The 17544-nt window shown below is 66.9% G+C and carries 14 protein-coding genes and 2 pseudogenes; 3 read left to right on the top strand and 13 right to left on the bottom strand.

What is annotated here, in order from left to right:
• The 6 genes from BLV04_RS23125 to BLV04_RS23100 all read right to left on the bottom strand — a co-directional run.
• The coding region (locus BLV04_RS23125; RefSeq protein WP_093038352.1) for a TraC family protein at positions 1 to 1804 on the bottom strand (1804 nt) is incomplete at its 3' end.
• A 154-nt stretch (positions 1805 to 1958) separates the two neighbouring features.
• A complete protein-coding gene (locus tag BLV04_RS23120; RefSeq protein WP_093038350.1) occupies positions 1959 to 2873 on the bottom strand; it encodes a hypothetical protein in 915 nt (304 codons plus the stop codon).
• A gap of 85 nt (positions 2874 to 2958) precedes the next feature.
• Entirely contained in the window at positions 2959 to 3291 is a 333-nt protein-coding gene (traA, locus tag BLV04_RS23115; protein WP_093035707.1) for a TraA family conjugative transfer protein, read from the bottom strand.
• Between the two features lie 84 nt (positions 3292 to 3375).
• Positions 3376 to 3783 carry a TraV family lipoprotein gene (locus BLV04_RS23110; protein ID WP_093038348.1) on the bottom strand — a complete coding sequence of 136 codons (408 nt, stop codon included), beginning with the start codon at positions 3781 to 3783 and terminating at the stop codon, positions 3376 to 3378.
• Positions 3784 to 3792: 9 nt separating this feature from the next.
• Positions 3793 to 4038 (bottom strand): conjugal transfer protein TraV, encoded by a 246-nt coding sequence (locus tag BLV04_RS23105; protein WP_093038346.1) that lies wholly within the window; start codon positions 4036 to 4038, stop codon positions 3793 to 3795.
• Positions 4035 to 4802, bottom strand: a complete 768-nt coding sequence (locus BLV04_RS23100) for a DsbC family protein (RefSeq protein WP_093038344.1) — start codon at positions 4800 to 4802, stop codon at positions 4035 to 4037. The genes BLV04_RS23105 and BLV04_RS23100 overlap by 4 nt, the downstream gene beginning before the upstream one ends.
• Positions 4803 to 6344: 1542 nt before the next feature.
• Here BLV04_RS23100 and BLV04_RS23090 point away from each other — a divergent pair.
• A complete protein-coding gene (locus BLV04_RS23090) occupies positions 6345 to 6812 on the top strand; it encodes a hypothetical protein (RefSeq protein ID WP_139192026.1) in 468 nt (155 codons plus the stop codon).
• Positions 6813 to 7095: 283 nt separating this feature from the next.
• Here the strand turns inward: BLV04_RS23090 and BLV04_RS23085 are convergent, their stop codons facing one another.
• The 3 genes from BLV04_RS23085 to BLV04_RS23080 form a co-directional block, all read right to left on the bottom strand.
• The gene (locus tag BLV04_RS23085) at positions 7096 to 7803 is read right to left on the bottom strand and encodes a DUF4351 domain-containing protein (RefSeq protein WP_245732008.1); all 708 of its coding nucleotides are present in this window, start codon (positions 7801 to 7803) and stop codon (positions 7096 to 7098) included.
• 150 nt (positions 7804 to 7953) lie between these two features.
• The gene (locus tag BLV04_RS25955; RefSeq protein ID WP_281241883.1) at positions 7954 to 8088 is read right to left on the bottom strand and encodes a hypothetical protein; all 135 of its coding nucleotides are present in this window, start codon (positions 8086 to 8088) and stop codon (positions 7954 to 7956) included.
• Complete coding sequence (locus BLV04_RS23080; RefSeq protein ID WP_245732007.1) at positions 8085 to 9410, bottom strand: tyrosine-type recombinase/integrase; 1326 nt, start codon at positions 9408 to 9410, stop codon at positions 8085 to 8087. Before BLV04_RS23080 ends, BLV04_RS25955 begins: the two co-directional genes overlap by 4 nt.
• Before the next feature lie 350 nt (positions 9411 to 9760).
• On the opposite strand from BLV04_RS23080, the pseudogene BLV04_RS23075 reads away from it, so the two are divergent.
• Both BLV04_RS23075 and BLV04_RS23070 read left to right on the top strand, forming a co-directional pair.
• Positions 9761 to 9892, top strand: a pseudogene (locus tag BLV04_RS23075) (IS256 family transposase); the annotation flags it as partial.
• Between the two features lie 268 nt (positions 9893 to 10160).
• A complete protein-coding gene (locus BLV04_RS23070) occupies positions 10161 to 12041 on the top strand; it encodes an ExeA family protein (protein ID WP_093038338.1) in 1881 nt (626 codons plus the stop codon).
• Between the two features lie 32 nt (positions 12042 to 12073).
• On the opposite strand, the gene BLV04_RS26005 is transcribed toward BLV04_RS23070, so the two are convergent.
• From BLV04_RS26005 to recD2, 4 genes and pseudogenes are all read right to left on the bottom strand, one after another.
• Positions 12074 to 12451 (bottom strand): hypothetical protein, encoded by a 378-nt coding sequence (locus BLV04_RS26005; protein ID WP_342721926.1) that lies wholly within the window; start codon positions 12449 to 12451, stop codon positions 12074 to 12076.
• Positions 12345 to 12704 carry a Y-family DNA polymerase gene (locus BLV04_RS25790; RefSeq protein ID WP_342721925.1) on the bottom strand — a complete coding sequence of 120 codons (360 nt, stop codon included), beginning with the start codon at positions 12702 to 12704 and terminating at the stop codon, positions 12345 to 12347. The genes BLV04_RS26005 and BLV04_RS25790 overlap by 107 nt, the downstream gene beginning before the upstream one ends.
• Before the next feature lie 206 nt (positions 12705 to 12910).
• Positions 12911 to 15139, bottom strand: a complete 2229-nt coding sequence (katG, locus tag BLV04_RS23060; protein WP_093038336.1) for a catalase/peroxidase HPI — start codon at positions 15137 to 15139, stop codon at positions 12911 to 12913.
• A 232-nt stretch (positions 15140 to 15371) separates the two neighbouring features.
• Positions 15372 to 17449, bottom strand: a pseudogene (recD2, locus tag BLV04_RS23055) (SF1B family DNA helicase RecD2); the annotation flags it as partial.
• Positions 17450 to 17544: the final 95 nt, after the last annotated feature.

The raw sequence follows: 17544 nt of genomic DNA, 5'->3' as shown, positions 1-17544 counted from the left end.
CCAGATCCGCGCTGAAGTCCATGGTGTTGCGCCCGTGGAACCAGCGTCCGTATTCCCCGCGCGAGGTGAAGGGGTAGAGCTGCACGCCGACGTCCTGCAGGCGCTCGTCCGCGCAGGCGAGCATGGCCGCGGCGATCAGATCGACATTCATCGCCGTGCCATGGGTGTCCCACAGCTCGCGCAGGGCGCGCTTGAGCCCGGCGGTGCGGTAGTCGCCGAGCGGCTCGGTCGGGGCGGCCATCGCGGTGACCATGGCGGCGATCACGTCGGCTTCTTCTTCCCACGTGTGCAGCAGCTCGAAGGGATTCAGCACGATGTCCGAGTCGGCGGTGAAGGCGACGAACTGCCCGCCGAGGGATTCGCAGAGGTTGGCGTAGCTGCGTCCGACGTCGATCACCCAGCAGCGCCCGCCGACGCTCAGGTTGGTCGAGAGCAGCTCGTTGGCGAGAAACGATTTGCCCGAGCCCGAGGAGGCGGCAATCACGGCGTTGTAGTTGGTCGCCGAGTCGAAGAGGCTCAGATCCACGAGCTGACCGGTGCGCCCGATCAGGTTGAGCACCGGGGTGCCGGTGCCCTTCCAGTCGCCGAAGACCGGCATCAGCGCGACGGCATGGGCGGCGGAGAGGGTGCGGTAGCGAAAACTGGTGCGGATCGCACCGCGATCCGCGCCGAACGGCAGACAGTTGAGAAAGAGCGGCAGCACGAAGAAGCGGTCGGTCAAGACCTGAAAACCGAGCTCGCGCCAATAGGTGCGCAGATTCGAGGCCGCGCCCGCAGCCTCCTCCGGGGCGGTGAAGAGCACGATCCCAAGGTAGGCCTGCAGCGGGCGGTCGCCGTGATCCAGCCGGGCGAACAAGGCGTCGAAATCGCGCTTGTTGTGGGCCAGACGCGGCATGTAGTGCGAGAGATTGCCGCTCACCTGATGGGCCGCCCATTGCGCGCGCGAGGTGAGATTCACCCGCGTCGCCTCGGGGTCCGGGAAATGCAGGTTCAGGGTGATCAGCGCATTGTGGCGCACCCCGCGCGAGCCCGAGAAGGGATCCCCGAGAAAGCGCGCGGCCAGCCCGAAGCCGGCCCGATCGGGAAAGCGCTTGACCGAGAAGGTCTGGATGCGTTGCTCCCCGAGGGTGATTCCCTTGGCGTCGACATCGATGCCGACGTCGTAGTCCAGATACTGATCGCGCACCGGACGCCGGGCATCGCACTCGGGCGTGATGCGGTCGCGCCACCCCGCCTGCGGTCCCCAGTTGAGCAAGGTCGTCATGATCCGCACGTGGCGGTCGGCGGTGAGGCTCGCCGGACGCATCCCGGCGGTGGCCAGCACCTGCAGGGCGGTCGCCTGCAACTCGCGGGCATCGCGCAGCTCGTGCGCGCTCGGCTGCGGGGCGGCCAGCGGCAGCTTGGCCGTGACCAACACCTGCAGCTCGCGCAGGCGCAGATCCCCGGCCGGGGAGAGCGGGGCGGTGCTGCCGGCGCGCAGATAGGCGGCGGTGCGGCGGGTGGATTCGCGCAACAGCGCGGTGGCGGTCTCGATGCGCAGCCCTTCCATGCGCGCGACGGTCTCCTCGATATCGGGCGAGGTCCAGAGCGCGACCTGCAGCAGGGTCTCGGGCGGCCAGTCGAGATTGCCGAGCACCAGCAGCCGGTCGGCGTTGGACTGATCGGCGGCGGACAGGGGCTCGCACAGATAGCCGAAGGCGAGCGACTGGTCGTCGAGCAGGAACAGATGGCTGTCCGGGTCGTAGGCCAGGGTCGGGAAGAGCGCGTTGGCGCGCGAGCCGGTGAAACGGCGCGGTGTCGTCATGAGGGCTTCTCGGTCAGTCGAATGATCGGGGGCGTCGTCGAGATCCAGGTCGCGCGACCGCGGCGGACCATCTCCCGGGCGCGGCGGCTGGCGCAGTCGCTCAAAGGCTTGCCGGAGGGCGAGCGCACCTGGACCGAGGCGGTGCGGGAGCGGCTCATGGTCGTGGCCACTGCGCACTGTCGAACAGGCGGGTCTCCGCGAGTCGGACCATCGGGCTGCGATCGCTCGGGTCGGCAGGCAGGGCGCCGAGCGACACCAGGGTCGCGCCGTCGAGGGCGGCGGCTTCGCGCGCGACGATCAGCGCATCGTCGCCGGCCGACGCAGTAAGCCGGAAGACGGCGCCGCGTGCGTCGAGCCCATCCTCGTCGGCCGAGGCCGGTGCAAAGACCTGTTGCGGGTGACGTCGGATGTGCGCCGCGCTCCAAACGAGCGGGTCGACCGCTTCCGCGGTGAACAGCGCGTGTCCGTCGGGGAGCAGGATGGCCACACCGTGCGCGGTCGTGGCGACGGCGAGGCGACCGGCACCTTCGCGGGCGTGCGCGGCCTGCGGTTCGCCGGTTGGTTCAATAGAATATTCCGCTTCGCTGCAGAGCGCCGTTGTTGCGCCGGAGGAGGTCCCGGTGCGGGAACCGGGGGTTGCCGTGCAACGCGTAATCACCAGTTCTTGCGACCGGGACGGAACGCCGTTGGTTTGGTGCCCTGCCAGTCGGTAGGCGACCACGAAAAGACCGTCCGCGCCGTCCGCGGCGAGGGCGATCGCGCGATCAAACACCGCGATGTCCGGATCCGTCGGGTAGAGCAGATCGGCGGTGCGGGTGAGCCAGGCGTCGCGATCGGCAAGCGCGCCGTCGACGACCTGCCGCGCGCTCGCGCAGACCGCCGAAGCGCGCGCGGGGATGCGCCGGCAGACGTGGACCTCGCCCGAACGCGGATAGACGACGAGGTCGCCGACGCCGGGCAACGCGCCCAGCAGGGATTCGGGAAGCCGCGGAGCGACCTCGGCCTGCGCGACCGAGACCGCCATGACGAGGGCCACGCCGGCGACGGCGCGCCTGTCGAATCCGATCATGAAGACCTCGCGTGGAAAGGGGTCCCGTGGTCGGGACCCGGCAATGGACCCGATGGTCGGGGTCCGGGCGATCGGAAGGCTCCGATCAGAGAACGGGCAGGGTGGCGGTGACGACGCCGTCGACGATCGCCGGGGCCAGGAACATGCCCACGCCGGCGGCGATGCCCAGGACGAAACCCATGATCGACTGGCGTGCGGCACCGGCGATGACACCGATGATGATGAAGATCACGGCCACCACGCGGCCCAGAAAGCCGGTCATCCAGCCGGTGAGCAGGGTGTAGAGGGCCGAGAACTCGGTCCCGGTGGTGCCGGCCGTGGCGGTCGCGGAGAGCGCCAGGGCGAGCAGGGTCGCGGCGAGGCCCGCGAACAGCAGGGTCCGGCGGTCGCGGCCGGACAACGGGGGCGGGGACAACATGAGGCTCTTCTCCGGAGGGTTGAGGAACCCGCGCCGTGCGGGTTCGGGTGGGCCGATCGTCCGGCACGCGCCGGACCACGGTGTTCAGGCGCCGCGCTTCTCCGCGCGCGGCAGGTGCACCGGTGCGTGTGCCGGATCCGTCGGAACCGCTTCCGGGGGCATGACCGGACGCGCGGCATCGTTCGGCGCGGGCGATCGCGGCTGCACCTGCAGCGGCCGCAGCACGGTCAAACGCCCCTGAGGTGCGCCGTCGTACTGCCAGTGCTCGCGCAGCACCTCGATGTACACCGTGGAGGGCGGATACAGATCGCCGGTGGCATCCTCCCAGGGAGCGATCCAGGCCTGCATCGACGCGGCGGCGGCGCGTGTGGGTCGATACTCGGCGGGGCGTTGGTCTTGGGCCGCCAACGGTTCCGGGACGGGTGCGGTGGCGCAGCCGCTCAGGACGGCGAGCGCCGAGAGCACGAGCGGCAACGTGAGGCGTGAGGTCATGGCGGTCTCCTAATCGTGAAATCGCATGGCCCGCGCCCGACCGGATCCGGCGGCAAGTCCACTGTCGATCGCGATCGGCAAAGGGCGCGCGACGGACGCGGGCGGTGGTCCGACACCGTCGCTGAGGCTGTAGACGGCACTCGGCGGCAGACAGAGCGGTTTGCCCGGATAGCCGGGACAGGCGTACTCGGGATTGCCCGAAGCGCAACCTCCGAGCAGGGCTGCGCACAGCAGCAGGGGTGTGGCGTGGATCATTCGGCGCGCTCCTCGACGCCGGCGAGCCAGGCCGCGAGATCGTCCGGGCGACCTTGACGCAGGCGCCCGTCCGGCGCGATCAGGAACGGCGTGCCGCGAATCCCGAGGATTTGGGCCGCGATCAGGGTGCGTTGTGCTACCGCCCCGCCGCATCCCGCCGCGGGTTCCGGGAGATCCGCCGTCAGCCCGCCGAGCAGCGCGTCGCGTGCCTGCTCGGGAGCGGATCCGGCCAGGCACGCCAGCGCGAGCACGGCGCGCTGCGAGGGCTCCCCCAGCACCGGAATCGGGACCAGTCGGAAGCGATAGGTCGCGCGCAGCGGCGCGAGATCGGCATAGAGTGCGGTGCAATGGGGGCAGAAGGGATCGACGAAGACGACCACCTCGGGGCCTTCGCCGACGTCGATCGCCCCCAGATCCGCCACGTCGAGCTTCAGTCGCGCCAGATCGATGCGCCCGGCGAGGTGTTGCGTCTGATCGAACGCGGTGAGCTTGGCCCCGTGCCAGAGATCCACGGCACTGCCGCGCAGCACGTAGCGCCCGTTCTCGGAGAAGAACAGCAACTCCCCCTCGGTGGTCTCCACCGCCTGCAGCCCGCCGGACGGCAACTGCGCCATACGCGCGATCGACGCGCTCGGCAACGGCTCGGCCATACCGGGGTTCGCGAACGACGCCGCCGCCAACCCGAGGGCGGCCAGCGAGGCACCGAGGTGTCGGGCAATACGCCCTGGCGTCTCCTCGAGGGGTGAAATGAGGTTCTGTCGCATGTCGCTGCCCTGTCCGTGAAGGTGCGGACAGAGTGCCGGCCGACGGTCGTGACGGCGACGGCGCTAAGCGCTCGAAAACGCGGCTTTACTCGCAGGTGAGTCGGCAGCCGTGCAGACGGCGCATCGGGGAGGTCGTCAAGGCGCCGAGGGCCATTTTGTTCACAATCCCTGTGGTCGGTCGTGTGGATAACCTGTGCTCGAGGGGGTTAAGCGCCGGACAGGGCAGGGCGGAATGCCGGCCGGTCGCGGAATACCCGGGTCCGGCGGTCCCGGCGCTACCGTGCGCGATCGTGCGAAGGGGATCCGGGGATGGTTACATGGTCGTTAGTTAATGCGGCGGGTGCCGACAGGCCGAATCGAGATCTTGTCCTTGCGCCGAAGCGTCTGCAGACGCTGGATGACGGTGGCGTCCCGAAGCGCGGGTCGGCGGCATCGGGCGCGCCGGATCGGGTCTGCGTTTCGATGTGTCATTCGACAAGGGGGGCGCGCGCGACGACGTCGATTCACTGACGGTTCCATGAAGGTTCATATGACGGTTCGGGGGGCATGACGCCCCTACTTCCGGGGGCGTGGCGCCTCTAGTCCGTGGGCATGACGCCCCTAGTCAGGAGGCATGACGCCTCTACCTCCGGAGGCGTGATGCCCCCGGTTTGGGGGTCCGACACCGGTGGAAGTGGAACGGCGCCCGGCATACGTGGCCTTCCCCCCGCGCCAAAGATATCCCGCCCGACGAGCGCTGGGATGCGGCATGGGAGGGCCACGCGTCGCGAGGCCCCGGAATCTCACGCACGCCGGCCAGCCGTTGTACCTTCGAAGCGCGACTCCGGACTGCGGTGTCGCTCGGGGACGCCGTGTCGAAACGGCTCTGCGGTACCGAGCCCGCCGGTAAGCTCTCCGAGTACAGCGGCCGAAGCGCCTGCCTGCTGAATCGCGATCCGGAGGCGGTCGGCATCCCCGAACGCTATGCCGCGCCGAAAGCGCAATACACGGCGTCGAACGGAGAGGGCTGGGGAGGGCTGGGGAGAACTCGCCGCAGTGGGCGGTCAACGATCGGATCCGCCAGCGGGTGATCGGCGAGGGGCACATCGTCGGCGTGCGCGAGAAGGACGTCTTCGGCATTGACTTCGCCGGGCGGCGTCGGTCAGGAGCCGATCGGTTGAGGAGCCCGACTATCGCCACCCGAGCGAGCCGTCCGCATTCGATCATGCGGGGACGCTCTCGTCGGCAGACCGAATCGTGAGTTCGGCAGGCGCCGGCTTTCGGGAGCGACAATGCGTCGTGTGGTTCCGTGCGCTATCGAGGATCTTGCGGCCTCTCACCACGGTGGCCGCCGGTCGCATCCACCAAGACCACATGGGGACGAAAACGCTCGATCCGCACCACGGGGAGATTGGCGAGGACCGGCAGATGCCCGTGGGCGGCGATGATGCGTCGACCAGGTGCGACACGTTCTCCAGGAGCGCTCGGACCCCTTAGGCGGAGTAAAACACCGGCGAGTCGGCTCCGCACAGGACCAGGACGTGAATCGCGGGATTGCCTGCGATGTTCGTCACCATCAGCTCGATCACCGGATTGACGGTCACCAAACGTCCGGCGATTCCCACACTCGGCAGTGCGGCCGGCGGCGCGATCAGCCGGCGGCGCGATCAGATCGCGGCTCGACAGGGTGCAGACGGCGACGGCGCCCGCGGGGTCGCCGATACGATCGTCGTCCGGCGCAAGCGGCCGGCGGGTTTGGCCCGCTGGCGGAAGAGCCGGCGTCGTCACGGACCGGCGTTCAAGCCCGCGAGGCATGGAGAGCGTAGCGAAGCCGAGCGGCCCCCGGTAGGCGTCGGCGCGTGCGTGCCGCCGCAGTGGCAAAGCGGCCGTGGTCGCGAAGCCGCGGTCGTGGCGCAGCGCGGCCCGGAGCGGGGCGGACCGGGGCAAAAACAGGTTGCCGCCAAGGAGCGAGTCCGTCCGGCCGCAGGAGCCCCCGGACGGATTCACGAGCGACACGCGACTCTCCGGTAGATCGAGTGTCGCATCGAACGTGCGAAACAGCCGCACAGCGACGGCATTCTCTCCGCTCGGACCCTGATTTTCCCTTTCGCCGGGAGCCGCATGAGACGCACGATCGGACGCGCCGAGCGGTGCTCGCGTCCGAGCGACGGATCCGCGGCGTACGGATCATCGGACCTGCTCGGAGTCCGTGTCGGATCGGACCGACAGGGGTCGCCGGATCGTCGGTCGATCCCGTCTTCCGAGATCGGCGGGTACTCGTACCGGCGTCGGTCGTGGGTAGCGCACCACCGAATCAGTGCTGTCGGAGCCAGGCGTCGAGGTCATCCACGGACGCGAAGTCCAAGAGCGCCTCGCCGAGCGCCTCCATTCGTTCTAGCGACAGCGCGCCGACACGCGCGTCGATCTGTCCGGGCAAGACACCGAGGCGGCGTTGCAGGAGCTTGCGCACCAAGGTCTCCGCCTCGGTGCGTCGGCCTTCTTCACGGCCCTCTTCACGGCCTTCCGAATGACCGCGTGTGTAGCCGAGGCGTTCGACGGATGTCACGTAGGGCATGGTCTTGTTTCTCTCCAGGGTCGTGAGGGCCTGCCACAGCTTCGCTTCCAACTCGACGGGCAGGGTCATCATCCAGTCGATGACGGCGAACAGATCGATGATGCGTTGGCGGTCCCAATTGCGTTCGTAGAGGAGTCGCGCAAGGCGCCATTTTGCCGCATAGCGTTGCTCGGCGTCGCCGCGGGTTTGGCGGGTCAGCAAATGCGCGGCGGTGACGATCGCGAACGGGTTGGCATCCTCCAACAGCGTCTCGAGCCGATCGGCAAAGTCGATCAGTTTGACCAACGGATACTCCAGCCAGTGCCGGCAGCCGAACAACGAGAAGCCGAAGTTGCCCGGACGCCAGGAGGCACTGTCGTCGGCAAGGACCGCGAGGCTGGCGATCGGGCGATCATAGCGATCGAACAGGCGGTAGTTGTAGGTGAACATGCGCTTGGCAAAGTGCATGTCGTGCCCGCCCTGGATCTCGATATGGATGTAGACCCAATCCTCGCTCCCGTCGAGCCGATGGACGGCAACCAGCTTGTCCAGGACGCGTTTGCCGAGCGCGGCATCCTTAACGACTTGCGCCAGTTCCTGGTCGAGAAAGCAATGGCCTCAGGTCCAGTCGATTCCGGCGTGGACCGCCGGAAAATAGAACGCGAGAAATTCCGGGAAGTGATGCTCGACGGCGTCCTTCCACGGGGTGTCGAGATCGTCGGCGGGCGTCGACTGACCGGGGGGTTCGGTCATGGGTCCATCCTGTCATTGGCGGATACGGTGCCGATGCACCGAAGCGAAGACGCAGTCGACACGGCACTGCGCGACCGCTCAGGTGCACCGACCGCGCATGTCTCCGGCTCGGCATCGGTGCCGCCGCTTGCGGCACACCAGTCCGCCCATTGCTGCATCATGGCGCGGCGCTTGTCGAATAGATCGCCGCGTCGATAGGCTTTTTCGGCCTTGTTGCCGATGACATGGGCCAAGGCCATCTCGCAGACGTGGTTCGGGAAGCTGCTGACTTCACCGGCCCAGTCTCGAAACGACGAGCGGAATCCGTGCGGGACCGCGTCGCCCCGCGTGCCGCCGACGCCATACCCCAGGCCGCGCATGACCTGCAGCAGGGCCATATTGGAGAGCGGTCGACCATGCTTGGCGCCAGGAAACACGTAGGGGTGATTGACGATGCGCGGAAGGGTCTCGATGACGGCCATCGCGGCGTCGCTCAACGGGACGCGATGCTCGCGATTTCCCTTCATGCGCGCGGCCGGTATTGTCCACACGCGAGCCGGCAGGTCGATCTCGGTCCATTGTGCACCCAAGACCTCGCCGGTGCGGCATGCGGTCAAGATCAGGAGCTCGAGTGCGCGTGCCGAGACGCTGGTCAATCTGCGCAATTCCACCAGGAACGCGCCCACATCTTGATAGGGTAAAGCGGGCTGCTGCCGGACCGTTTTGACCTTGGTTGGTTTCGGCAGCAATTTGTCGAGATGGCCGCGCCAGCGCGCCGGATTCGCCGGATCGCGCCACTGCCGGGCAGCGGCAAAGTCGAGGATGTTCTCGATGCGCCCCTGGACGCGTTTGGCGGTCTCGGTCTTCGTGGTCCAGATGGGCTTGAGCACCGTCAGAATGTGCTCGGTCGTCACCTTGTCCACGGGCCTGTTGCCGAGGATCGGGCGAGCGTAGGTCTTGAGCGTGGCCGTCCACTGTCGTGCGTGTTTGCGATTGTTCCAGCCATGCCGGTTCAGCCGGATGAAGGCCGCGGCGGCTTGGGTGAACGTCGGAACAACCTCGGGTGCGTTTTCGTGGGCGAGCGCTTGCGCGCGGTGCTCGATCGGGTCGATACCCTGTCGGCGAAGCTCTCGCGCTTCTGCGGCCCTTTGGCGTGCTTCCGCCAGCGTGACGGCGGGATATCCGCCCAGCCCCATCTCGCGCTGCTTGCCGGCGTTGCTGTAGCGAAAGACCCACAGACGGGCATGGCCTTCGGGGTAGAGCCACAGATTACCGCCGTCGCCGATCGGCTGAGTGGCGTTCTTCACCTGTCGATCGGTCAGACGATGGATGTTGCGTGCCATGAGCCGATCTCCCAAGTCATACCCACAAACGTACCCACAAAACGGTCTGTGATTATGGTAGACGCTTTCGGATCTTGCTGCACGTAAAAATCATCAAGCAATTGTTTTTAAGTATATTTATGGACTCTTTAGGATATCCTTGACTATCGTTTTGGCGGACTCTCTCTCCGCCAACCTAGTCGAAAATACAAAACATTAGAAGTTCGCAGGCCTTCCAAGAATCATTCTGCCCCCGTAGTTGCCCCCAACCGAAACCTTTGCTCTGTAGAGCCGCGCAAAGGTGTCTTGGATTCCGCACCCGGCTGATCCTCGCCTGTGCCTGCGTGACGGCCATGCTTGCCCCGAACACACCCAAGTCGCTCCAGGGCAAAGCCGAGGTCGACCTGCAGGCGATCTGGATGGCGGAGACGCGCGAGGCAGCGATTAGTGCCTTCAATAGTTGCGTGGTCCGGTATCGCGCGAAGTATCCGAAGGCCACCGACAACCCGCCGGAAGAGCAACGCGAAGCCGCCTGAACCGGGTACGCATCGGAGTCACACCCCAGCGCACATGAATTTTCCGCCGCAATGCGCACCCCACGAGCGCCGCGTATATCCGCCCCGACACATCATCGACCTCGATACCGGACAGCGAGCCGCCCTCTCGTTGATGAGGCCAAGGTGAGCATGGTTCGCGCTGAACCTTGGGATTAGACTGTCCCAATCTGGACGCCGGCAACGACTGCATCAAGCGGGCGGGAGGAATGTGCAGATGACCCTCGAGGCGCTCGACCGGAAGACTTGGCCGTCGATAACTCCGCTGCCGCGTCGCTTTGTGCATGCGAGCTATGGGGCCGCCGCCCGGGCGATCCTCGAGGCAACCAAACAGGGACCGGGGTTGGTGCTGCTCACGGGTGCCTCCGGGACGGGCAAGACCACGCTTGCCGAGGATCTTGCGGAGCAGTTCGAGCGCGATGGCTGCTACGTGGCCTGGGTGACAATGTCCCGGGAGGCGGCCGAGGATCTGCTGCAACTCGTCAGTTTGGCCTTCGGCTTGGAGGCCGATTCGTTTTCCAGGACCCGGCTCTTGTCGGATCTGGCGGATCGGATCGCCTCCAGATGCCGGCCGGACAAGCCCGCCATCTTGATCATCGACGGGGCTCAGGACCTCGCCCCGCGCGCCCTTCCGGAGCTCTGCTATTTGGGCGGCCTGACCGGCAGCAAGATCCACCCGGTTCAAATCCTGCTGTCCGGTCGGGACCAGGTCTGGGAGCTGCTGGATCGCCCGGATCACGCGACGATTCGGCAACGGATCCTCGCGACCTGCCGGATCTTTCCCCTGACCCTGGAAGAGACGGCCTCCTATCTTGCACATGTCCTGGAGCCTGCGGGCTGGCAGGATGGCGACCCGGAAATCAGTGCGGATGCAGTGCGCTTAGTCTACGAAAGAACCGGGGGCGTGCCGCGGCTGATCAGCCTGACCCTGGGGCACCTGCTTCTGCATGGCCGTCAATCCGGGGCGCGCGTTTTGGAGTCGCGGGACGTCGAATGGGTCCTTGCACACCCGGGTAAGGATGCTCCGGCCTACCTTGCGGGTTCCACAAGGACGCTGCACCTGACTGAGCGGGCCCATCCCCAACCGCCCTCCAGCCCGAACGTTGGGGAGTTGCCCACCTCAAAGGAGCGCAAGCCATCACCGGAACAGCGCTCTAGCTCAAGGAAAAACGGCCTGACTGCAGGCGATACCCTGGCGGGCCTGAGGGGACTGCTGCAGCGGATAGGCAGTTGGGATCGGAGATGGGTGCTCAGCGGCCTGGTCGCCGCAGCCCTCGTTGCCTCTTTCGTCGTCTACTTGGTTGGTAGCGGCGACGATACCCTTCAAACCCCGGAGATCGCAGAGCCGAGCCGCTGGGAAGCATCCCCGGTCGTCGCCTCCGCAGGGATGGAGCGCCCGATCGCCGAGCCCACTCGGCCCGCATTGACGCCCACCGCAGCGGACATCGGAGTCACTGCCGCGCCTAGGGACGGCTCTGATGCCGGTAAGCCCCGGATCGCTTCGGGACGGGTCGACCCGACGATCGCGGGCATTGAGGGAATGGGCATCGAGAACCCCGAGGTACTGGCGCAGAGCCAAGCAGGAACCCCGGAGATCCCTGGAGGCATCATGGACACCGCGTCTCCCGTTACTGTTGGAACGGCTGACCAAGACCGGCAGGCCATGCAGTCGCCCGAGATCGATCGGCTTCTGACGAACGCGGAGCTCGCCTTGTCGAACGATCGGCTCATGTTTCCGGCCGACGACAACGCTTACGGGTACTACCAGGACGTGCTCGCGCTCGACCCGAGCAATGACCGGGCCCGGGCCGGGATCCAACGCATCGTGAAACGATATGGTGAGCTTGCCGGACAGAGTCTAAGAAATGGCAATCGCGCCGCCGCCGCACGATTCGTATCCCGCGGCCTGACTCTGGAGCCAACAGACCGAGACTTGCTGCTAATCCAACGCCAAGCCTCGAGACCCCGTGTGAAAAAGGCGCAGGGTAAGGCGCCCAAGGCAGCCGCAACCGAACAGGAAGCCCCCACGGCTCTGGACCTTATCGAGGGATGGCTGCGTTCCGGAAGGACCGACCAGTCGCACTTCCTCGACCACTAGGAAGCTGCCCGACTTAGGCTTGCGAAGTGCTCTCACGCGAAATTCAGCGGTTTCGATGCAGCGACCGAGATGATGCCGCGACGCTCGCCGCAACTCCGATGAGAATCCCCGGGCACGCTCCTCGGAGCTTGCATGGGCATAACGATGTCTCCCGTTTGCGTCGATACTGGCACGTATGTAATTGTGTGCCGGTGCGTGCGCGCAGAGCAGCGAGCGGCATCGGATCCAGGACGGCATGGACTTCCTCGGGACGCACCACCAAGATTCCATCCGGCTTGCGGGCATCCGAGGCGAGCTCGGCGATCAGACGTTCGGACCGATGCCACCCAGGCAGTCAGCCCGACTGCCTCGCGTATGGCCACCTTGGTGCGCCGGGCGACGACCTCGGGCGGACCGACCATCCGCTCCAACCCGGAGACATTCAGGTACGCCTCGTCGATCGCAAACGGCTCGACGACCGGGGCGAGGGTGCCGCACCACCCGCATGATCTGCCGCGACACGTCGGCATAGCGCGACATATCCAGGCGCAAGTAGACCGTATCCGCCGGCAGACGGCGCACCGCTTCGGAGATCGGCATGGCCGAGCGCACGCCGAAGCGTCGGGCCTCGTAGGAACAGTTGGCGACCACGCCGCGTCGGCCGGGCGCGGCGCCGACAACCAGGGGCCGCCCCGCCGCGCGGGGTGATCGCGTTGCTCGACGGCGGCGAAGAAGGCGTCGAGATCGACGTGCATGACGAGGCGGGACACGCGGCGATAGACCCTCGGTCGGCGGGTTGCGAAAGAAGGTCTCGAGCAGTTACATTGCTCCCCTCTCGATCCGAGTGCTCGGGCCGGGCTTACGCCAACCACGGCCCGAGCGACTGTTGCCTATCCCCGCTTCGGATCGAAGCGGTCGGCCGTCATCACCTTGGTCCATGCGGCGACGAAGTCTCGGATAAACTCCTCCTCTCCATCCGCGGAAGCGTAGACCTCGGCAACGGCACGCAGCTCGGCGTTCGATCCGAAGATCAGGTCCACCGGTGTGGCCGTCCATTTCAGCGCGCCCGTCGCACGGTTGCGTCCCTCGTAGAGGCCATCGGCGTCCATCGCCGGCGACCACAGGGTGTTCATGTCGAGCAGGTTCACGAAGAAGTCATTGGTCAGCGGGCCGGGGCGCTCGGTCAACACGCCATGTCTCGAACCATGGCTGTTGGCACCCATGGCGCGCATCCCTCCGACCAGTGCCGTCATCTCCGGAACGGTCAGCCCCAGCAGGTCTGCACGGTCCACCAGCATCTCGGTCGGCGACAGGCGGTTGCCGTCCGCAAAGTAGTTGCGGAAGCCGTCGGCCGTCGGCTCCAGGACAGCAAAAGACTCGACATCGGTCTGTTCTTGGGTGGCGTCCGTTCGCCCGGGCGTGAAGGGGACGTCCACCTCATGGCCGGCAGCCTTGGCCGCCGCCTCGATGGCCGCGGCACCGCCCAGGACGATCAGGTCGGCGAGCGAGACCTGCTTTCCGCCGGTTGCGCCGCTGTTGAAGGTCGTCCGGATCTCCTCCAGGGTTTGCAGCGCCCTCGCCAGGCTTGCCGGATCATTGACCGGCCAGTCCTTCTGCGGCGCGAGACGAATGCGCCCGCCATTGGCTCCGCCGCGCATATCGCTGGCGCGGAAGGTCGATGCCGACGCCCAGGCGGTGCGAACCAGCAGACCAGTCGGCAGACCGGACGCCAGGATGCGCGTCTTAAGCGCGGCAATGTCGTTCTCATCGATCAAGGCATGGTCGAGCGCGGGCACCGGGTCCTGCCAGAGCAGCACCGCTTCGGGAACCTCGGCGCCGAGATACAGGGCGCGGGGCCCCATGTCCCGATGGGTGAGCTTGAACCATGCCTTCGCGAACGCGAGCTCGAATTCCTCCGGGTTCTCCAGGAAGCGCTTGGAGATCTCGCGATAGGTTGGATCGAGCTTCAGCGCCAAGTCCGTCGTGAACATGATCGGCGCATGGCTTACCCCCTCCCTGTGGGCGTCGGGGACGGTGCCCGCGGCCGCGCCATCCTTGGGCTTCCACTGAATGGCGCCGGCCGGGCTGCGGGTCTGCTCCCAGTCGTAGTTGAACAGGTTGCTCAGATACAGCATGGTCCAGCGGGTCGGGGCTGCCGTCCACGCACCTTCCAGGCCGCTGCCGATGGTGTCCTCGGCGTTGCCCTTGCCGCACCGGTTGGCCCAGCCCAATCCTTGTTGCTCGATCGGCGCAGCGGCGGGCTCGGCGCCCACGCACTCGCCCGGCTTGCCTGCGCCGTGGGTCTTGCCGAAGGTGTGACCCCCGGCGATCAGGGCGACGGTTTCCTCGTCGTTCATCGCCATGCGGCCAAAGGCCGTGCGGATCTGCTCGGCGGCCGCGAGCGGGTCGGGATTGCCGCCCGGGCCTTCCGGATTCACGTAAATCAGGCCCATCTGCGTGGCGGCCAGGGGATTTTGCAGCTTGCCTTCGGCGTCGTCGCGCTCCCGGCCGAGCATGTCCGCCTCCGGACCCCAGTAGACCAGGTCTGGCTCCCAGTCGTCCGCCCGACCGCCGGCGAAGCCGAAGGTCTTAAATCCCATGTCCTCCATCGCGACGGTGCCGGCGAGAACCATGAGGTCGGCCCACGAGATGTTGCGGCCGTACTTTTGCTTGATCGGCCAGAGCAGGCGCCGTGCCTTGTCGAGGTTGACGTTGTCGGGCCAGCTGTTGAGCGGGTCGAAGCGCTGCTGGCCGCCACCGGCGCCGCCGCGCCCGTCCGCCACCCGGTAGGTGCCTGCACTGTGCCAGGCCATGCGGATGAACAGCGGGCCGTAGTGGCCGAAATCGGCGGGCCACCAGTCTTGGGACTTGGTCATCAACGCCTTGAGGTCCGTCTTGACGGCCGCGAGGTCGAGACTCGCGAAGGCGCTCGCGTAATCGAAATCCGTACCGTAGGGATTGGACGCCGGGTTGTGGTCACGCAGGGGCTGCAGATCGAGCTGGTCGGGCCACCAGAAACTGTTGGGCCTCGCCTTGCCGACCACCATTGCAGGGTCTGCGGCCAAGGGGGTGGTCAGAATGGCAGCGAGGACGGCCGCCGGGATCGCCTTCATGAGCATGGGAATCATCTCCTCGTCTATGGTGGGTTCGACTGTAGCGGACAACACCGCTTGTCTTCTTCTCATTGTCTTCGCGCTTCAGTCTGGAGCGAGCGTCGTAGCGCAAACCCGGACTGCTTTTGCTTTGGGAGGCACGCTACTCGCTCCAACGGTAGGCCACCGAATCACTGCGCGCCAACAGAAAGTATCGGTTGTATCGATTGGTGTCGACGATAAACAGTACGTGCCACTCTCACCCCGCCACCAACCGCTCCCGCAACCGCGTCAACCGCCCGGCCCCGGTCTGCTTCACCGCCATCGCAAGCGCCCTGGGCTGGGCGATCAGCACCACCAGCCGCTTGCCGCGGGTCACCGCGGTGTAGAGCAGGTTCCGCTGCAGCAAGGTGTAATGCTGGGTCGCCAGCGGGATGACCACCGCCGGGTACTCCGAGCCCTGGGCCTTGTGCACGCTGGTGGCGTAGGCAAGCGCAAGGGCGTCGAGCTCGCCGGTCTCGTAGGCGACGGGGCGCCCGTCGAAGTCGATGCTCAGGAGCCCTTCTTCGAGATCGATTGTGCGGATCCGCCCGATGTCGCCGTTGAAGACCTCTTTGTCGTAGTCGTTCACCAGCTGGATGACCTTGTCGCCCGGGGCGTAGGTCCAGCCGAAGCGCTCGATGCGCGGCTGGGCCTCCGGGTTCAGCGCCGCCTGCAGGGCGACGTTGAGCGCCCGCGCCCCGAGTCCGCCGCGATTCATCGGGGTCAGCACCTGGATGTCGCGCACCGGATCCAAACCAAAGCGCGCCGGAATGCGCTCGGTGACCACTCGCAGGAGCCGCTCGTGAATCGCCTCCGGGGTATCGACCCGGATCAGATGAAAGTCGCTGTCCGGTCCGTCCGGGGCCGCCGGCTCGGGCAGGTGACCGGCGTTGATGCGATGGGCATTGACGATGATCCGCGAGGCGGCGGCCTGGCGGAAGATCTCGGTCAGGCGCAGGGTCGGCAGGGTGCCTGCCCCGATCAAGTCGGCGAGCACCGCGCCGGGGCCGACCGAGGGGAGCTGATCGACATCCCCGACCAGGAGCAGCGCGGCGGCGCTCGGCACGGCGCGCAGCAACTGGTTCATCAGCACGATGTCGACCATCGAGGTCTCGTCGACCACCACCAGATCCGCCTCTAGCGGGTGCTCGGCATCACGCTTGAAGCCCATCACCTGCCGGTCGAATTCGAGCAGCCGGTGGATGGTCTTGGCCTCCCGCCCGGTCGACTCGGAGAGCCGCTTGGCCGCGCGCCCTGTCGGGGCGCACAAGAGGACCTCCACTCCCTTGGCCGCGAGGATCCGCAGCAGGCTGTTGACCACCGTGGTTTTGCCCACGCCCGGGCCGCCCGTGATGATGGCGACCTTGGCCTTGAGCACCGTCGCGACCGCGGTGCGCTGCGAGGCCGAGAGCACCTGTCCGGTGCGCGTCTCGACCCAGGGCAGCGCCTTCTCGGCGTCGATCGGACCCCAAGGCGGCGGATCCTGCGCGAGCCGGCGCAGATGACCGGCCACCCCGCGCTCGGCGCGCTGCAGAGGCGCAAGAAACAGGGCAGGGCGCTCGGCGATCGTCTCGGCGACCAGGCGCTCTTCGGCCAGCTCGCTGTCGATCCCCGCCGCGATGATCGGGGCGGGAATCTCCAAGAGACGCGCGGCCCGCGTGCTCAGGTCATCCCGCCAAGCGGCACAGTGCCTTCGGTCGAGAGCTCCTGGAGCACATGCCGCACCCCCGCCTGTGCTCGGATCGGCGCATCGCGCGCGATGCCGAGGCGCTCGGCGATCGCATCGGCGGTCTTGAAGCCGATGCCCCAGATGTCCAAGGCCAGCCGATAGGGATTCTCGCGCACCTTCTCGACCGCGGCGTCCCCGTAGGTCTTGTAGATGCGCACCGCGCGCGCCGTGCCGACCCCGTGGGACTGCAGAAACACCATGATCTCGCGGATCACCTTCTGTTCGGCCCACGCCGAGGTCACCCGCTGTTGGCGCTTCGGACCGATCCCCGGCAATGCGAGCAACCGCTCCGGGGTCTCCTCGATAACGGTGAAGACGTCCTCGCCAAACGCCTTCACTAGGGTGCGGGCGAAGTGCGGTCCGATGCCCTTGACCATGCCCGAGCCGAGATAGCGCTCGATCCCCTCCAGGCCGCGCGGCGGGACGATCCGCAGCTGGATCGCCTTGTACTGCAGCCCGTGCTGGCGATCGTTGACCCAATGCCCCTCGGCTTCGAGATGCTCGCCGGGCGAGACGCTGGCCGCGGAGCCGATCAGGGTGACCAGATCGCGCTGCCCGCGCACCTGTGAGTGCGGTCAGCGATTTTGATGGTTTCGCGATCAAGTTGCGTGATAGGGGTCGGCGAAGCGCTCCCCCGGTCTCGCGCGGCCGGGGTGTGGGC

The sequence above is a fragment of the Thiocapsa roseopersicina genome, from assembly GCF_900106925.1.
In the GTDB taxonomy this organism is placed as follows: Bacteria; Pseudomonadota; Gammaproteobacteria; order Chromatiales; family Chromatiaceae; genus Thiocapsa; species Thiocapsa roseopersicina.
The sequence above is the reverse complement of the archived record's forward strand: the minus strand, read 5'-3'. Positions and strand labels throughout refer to the sequence as shown.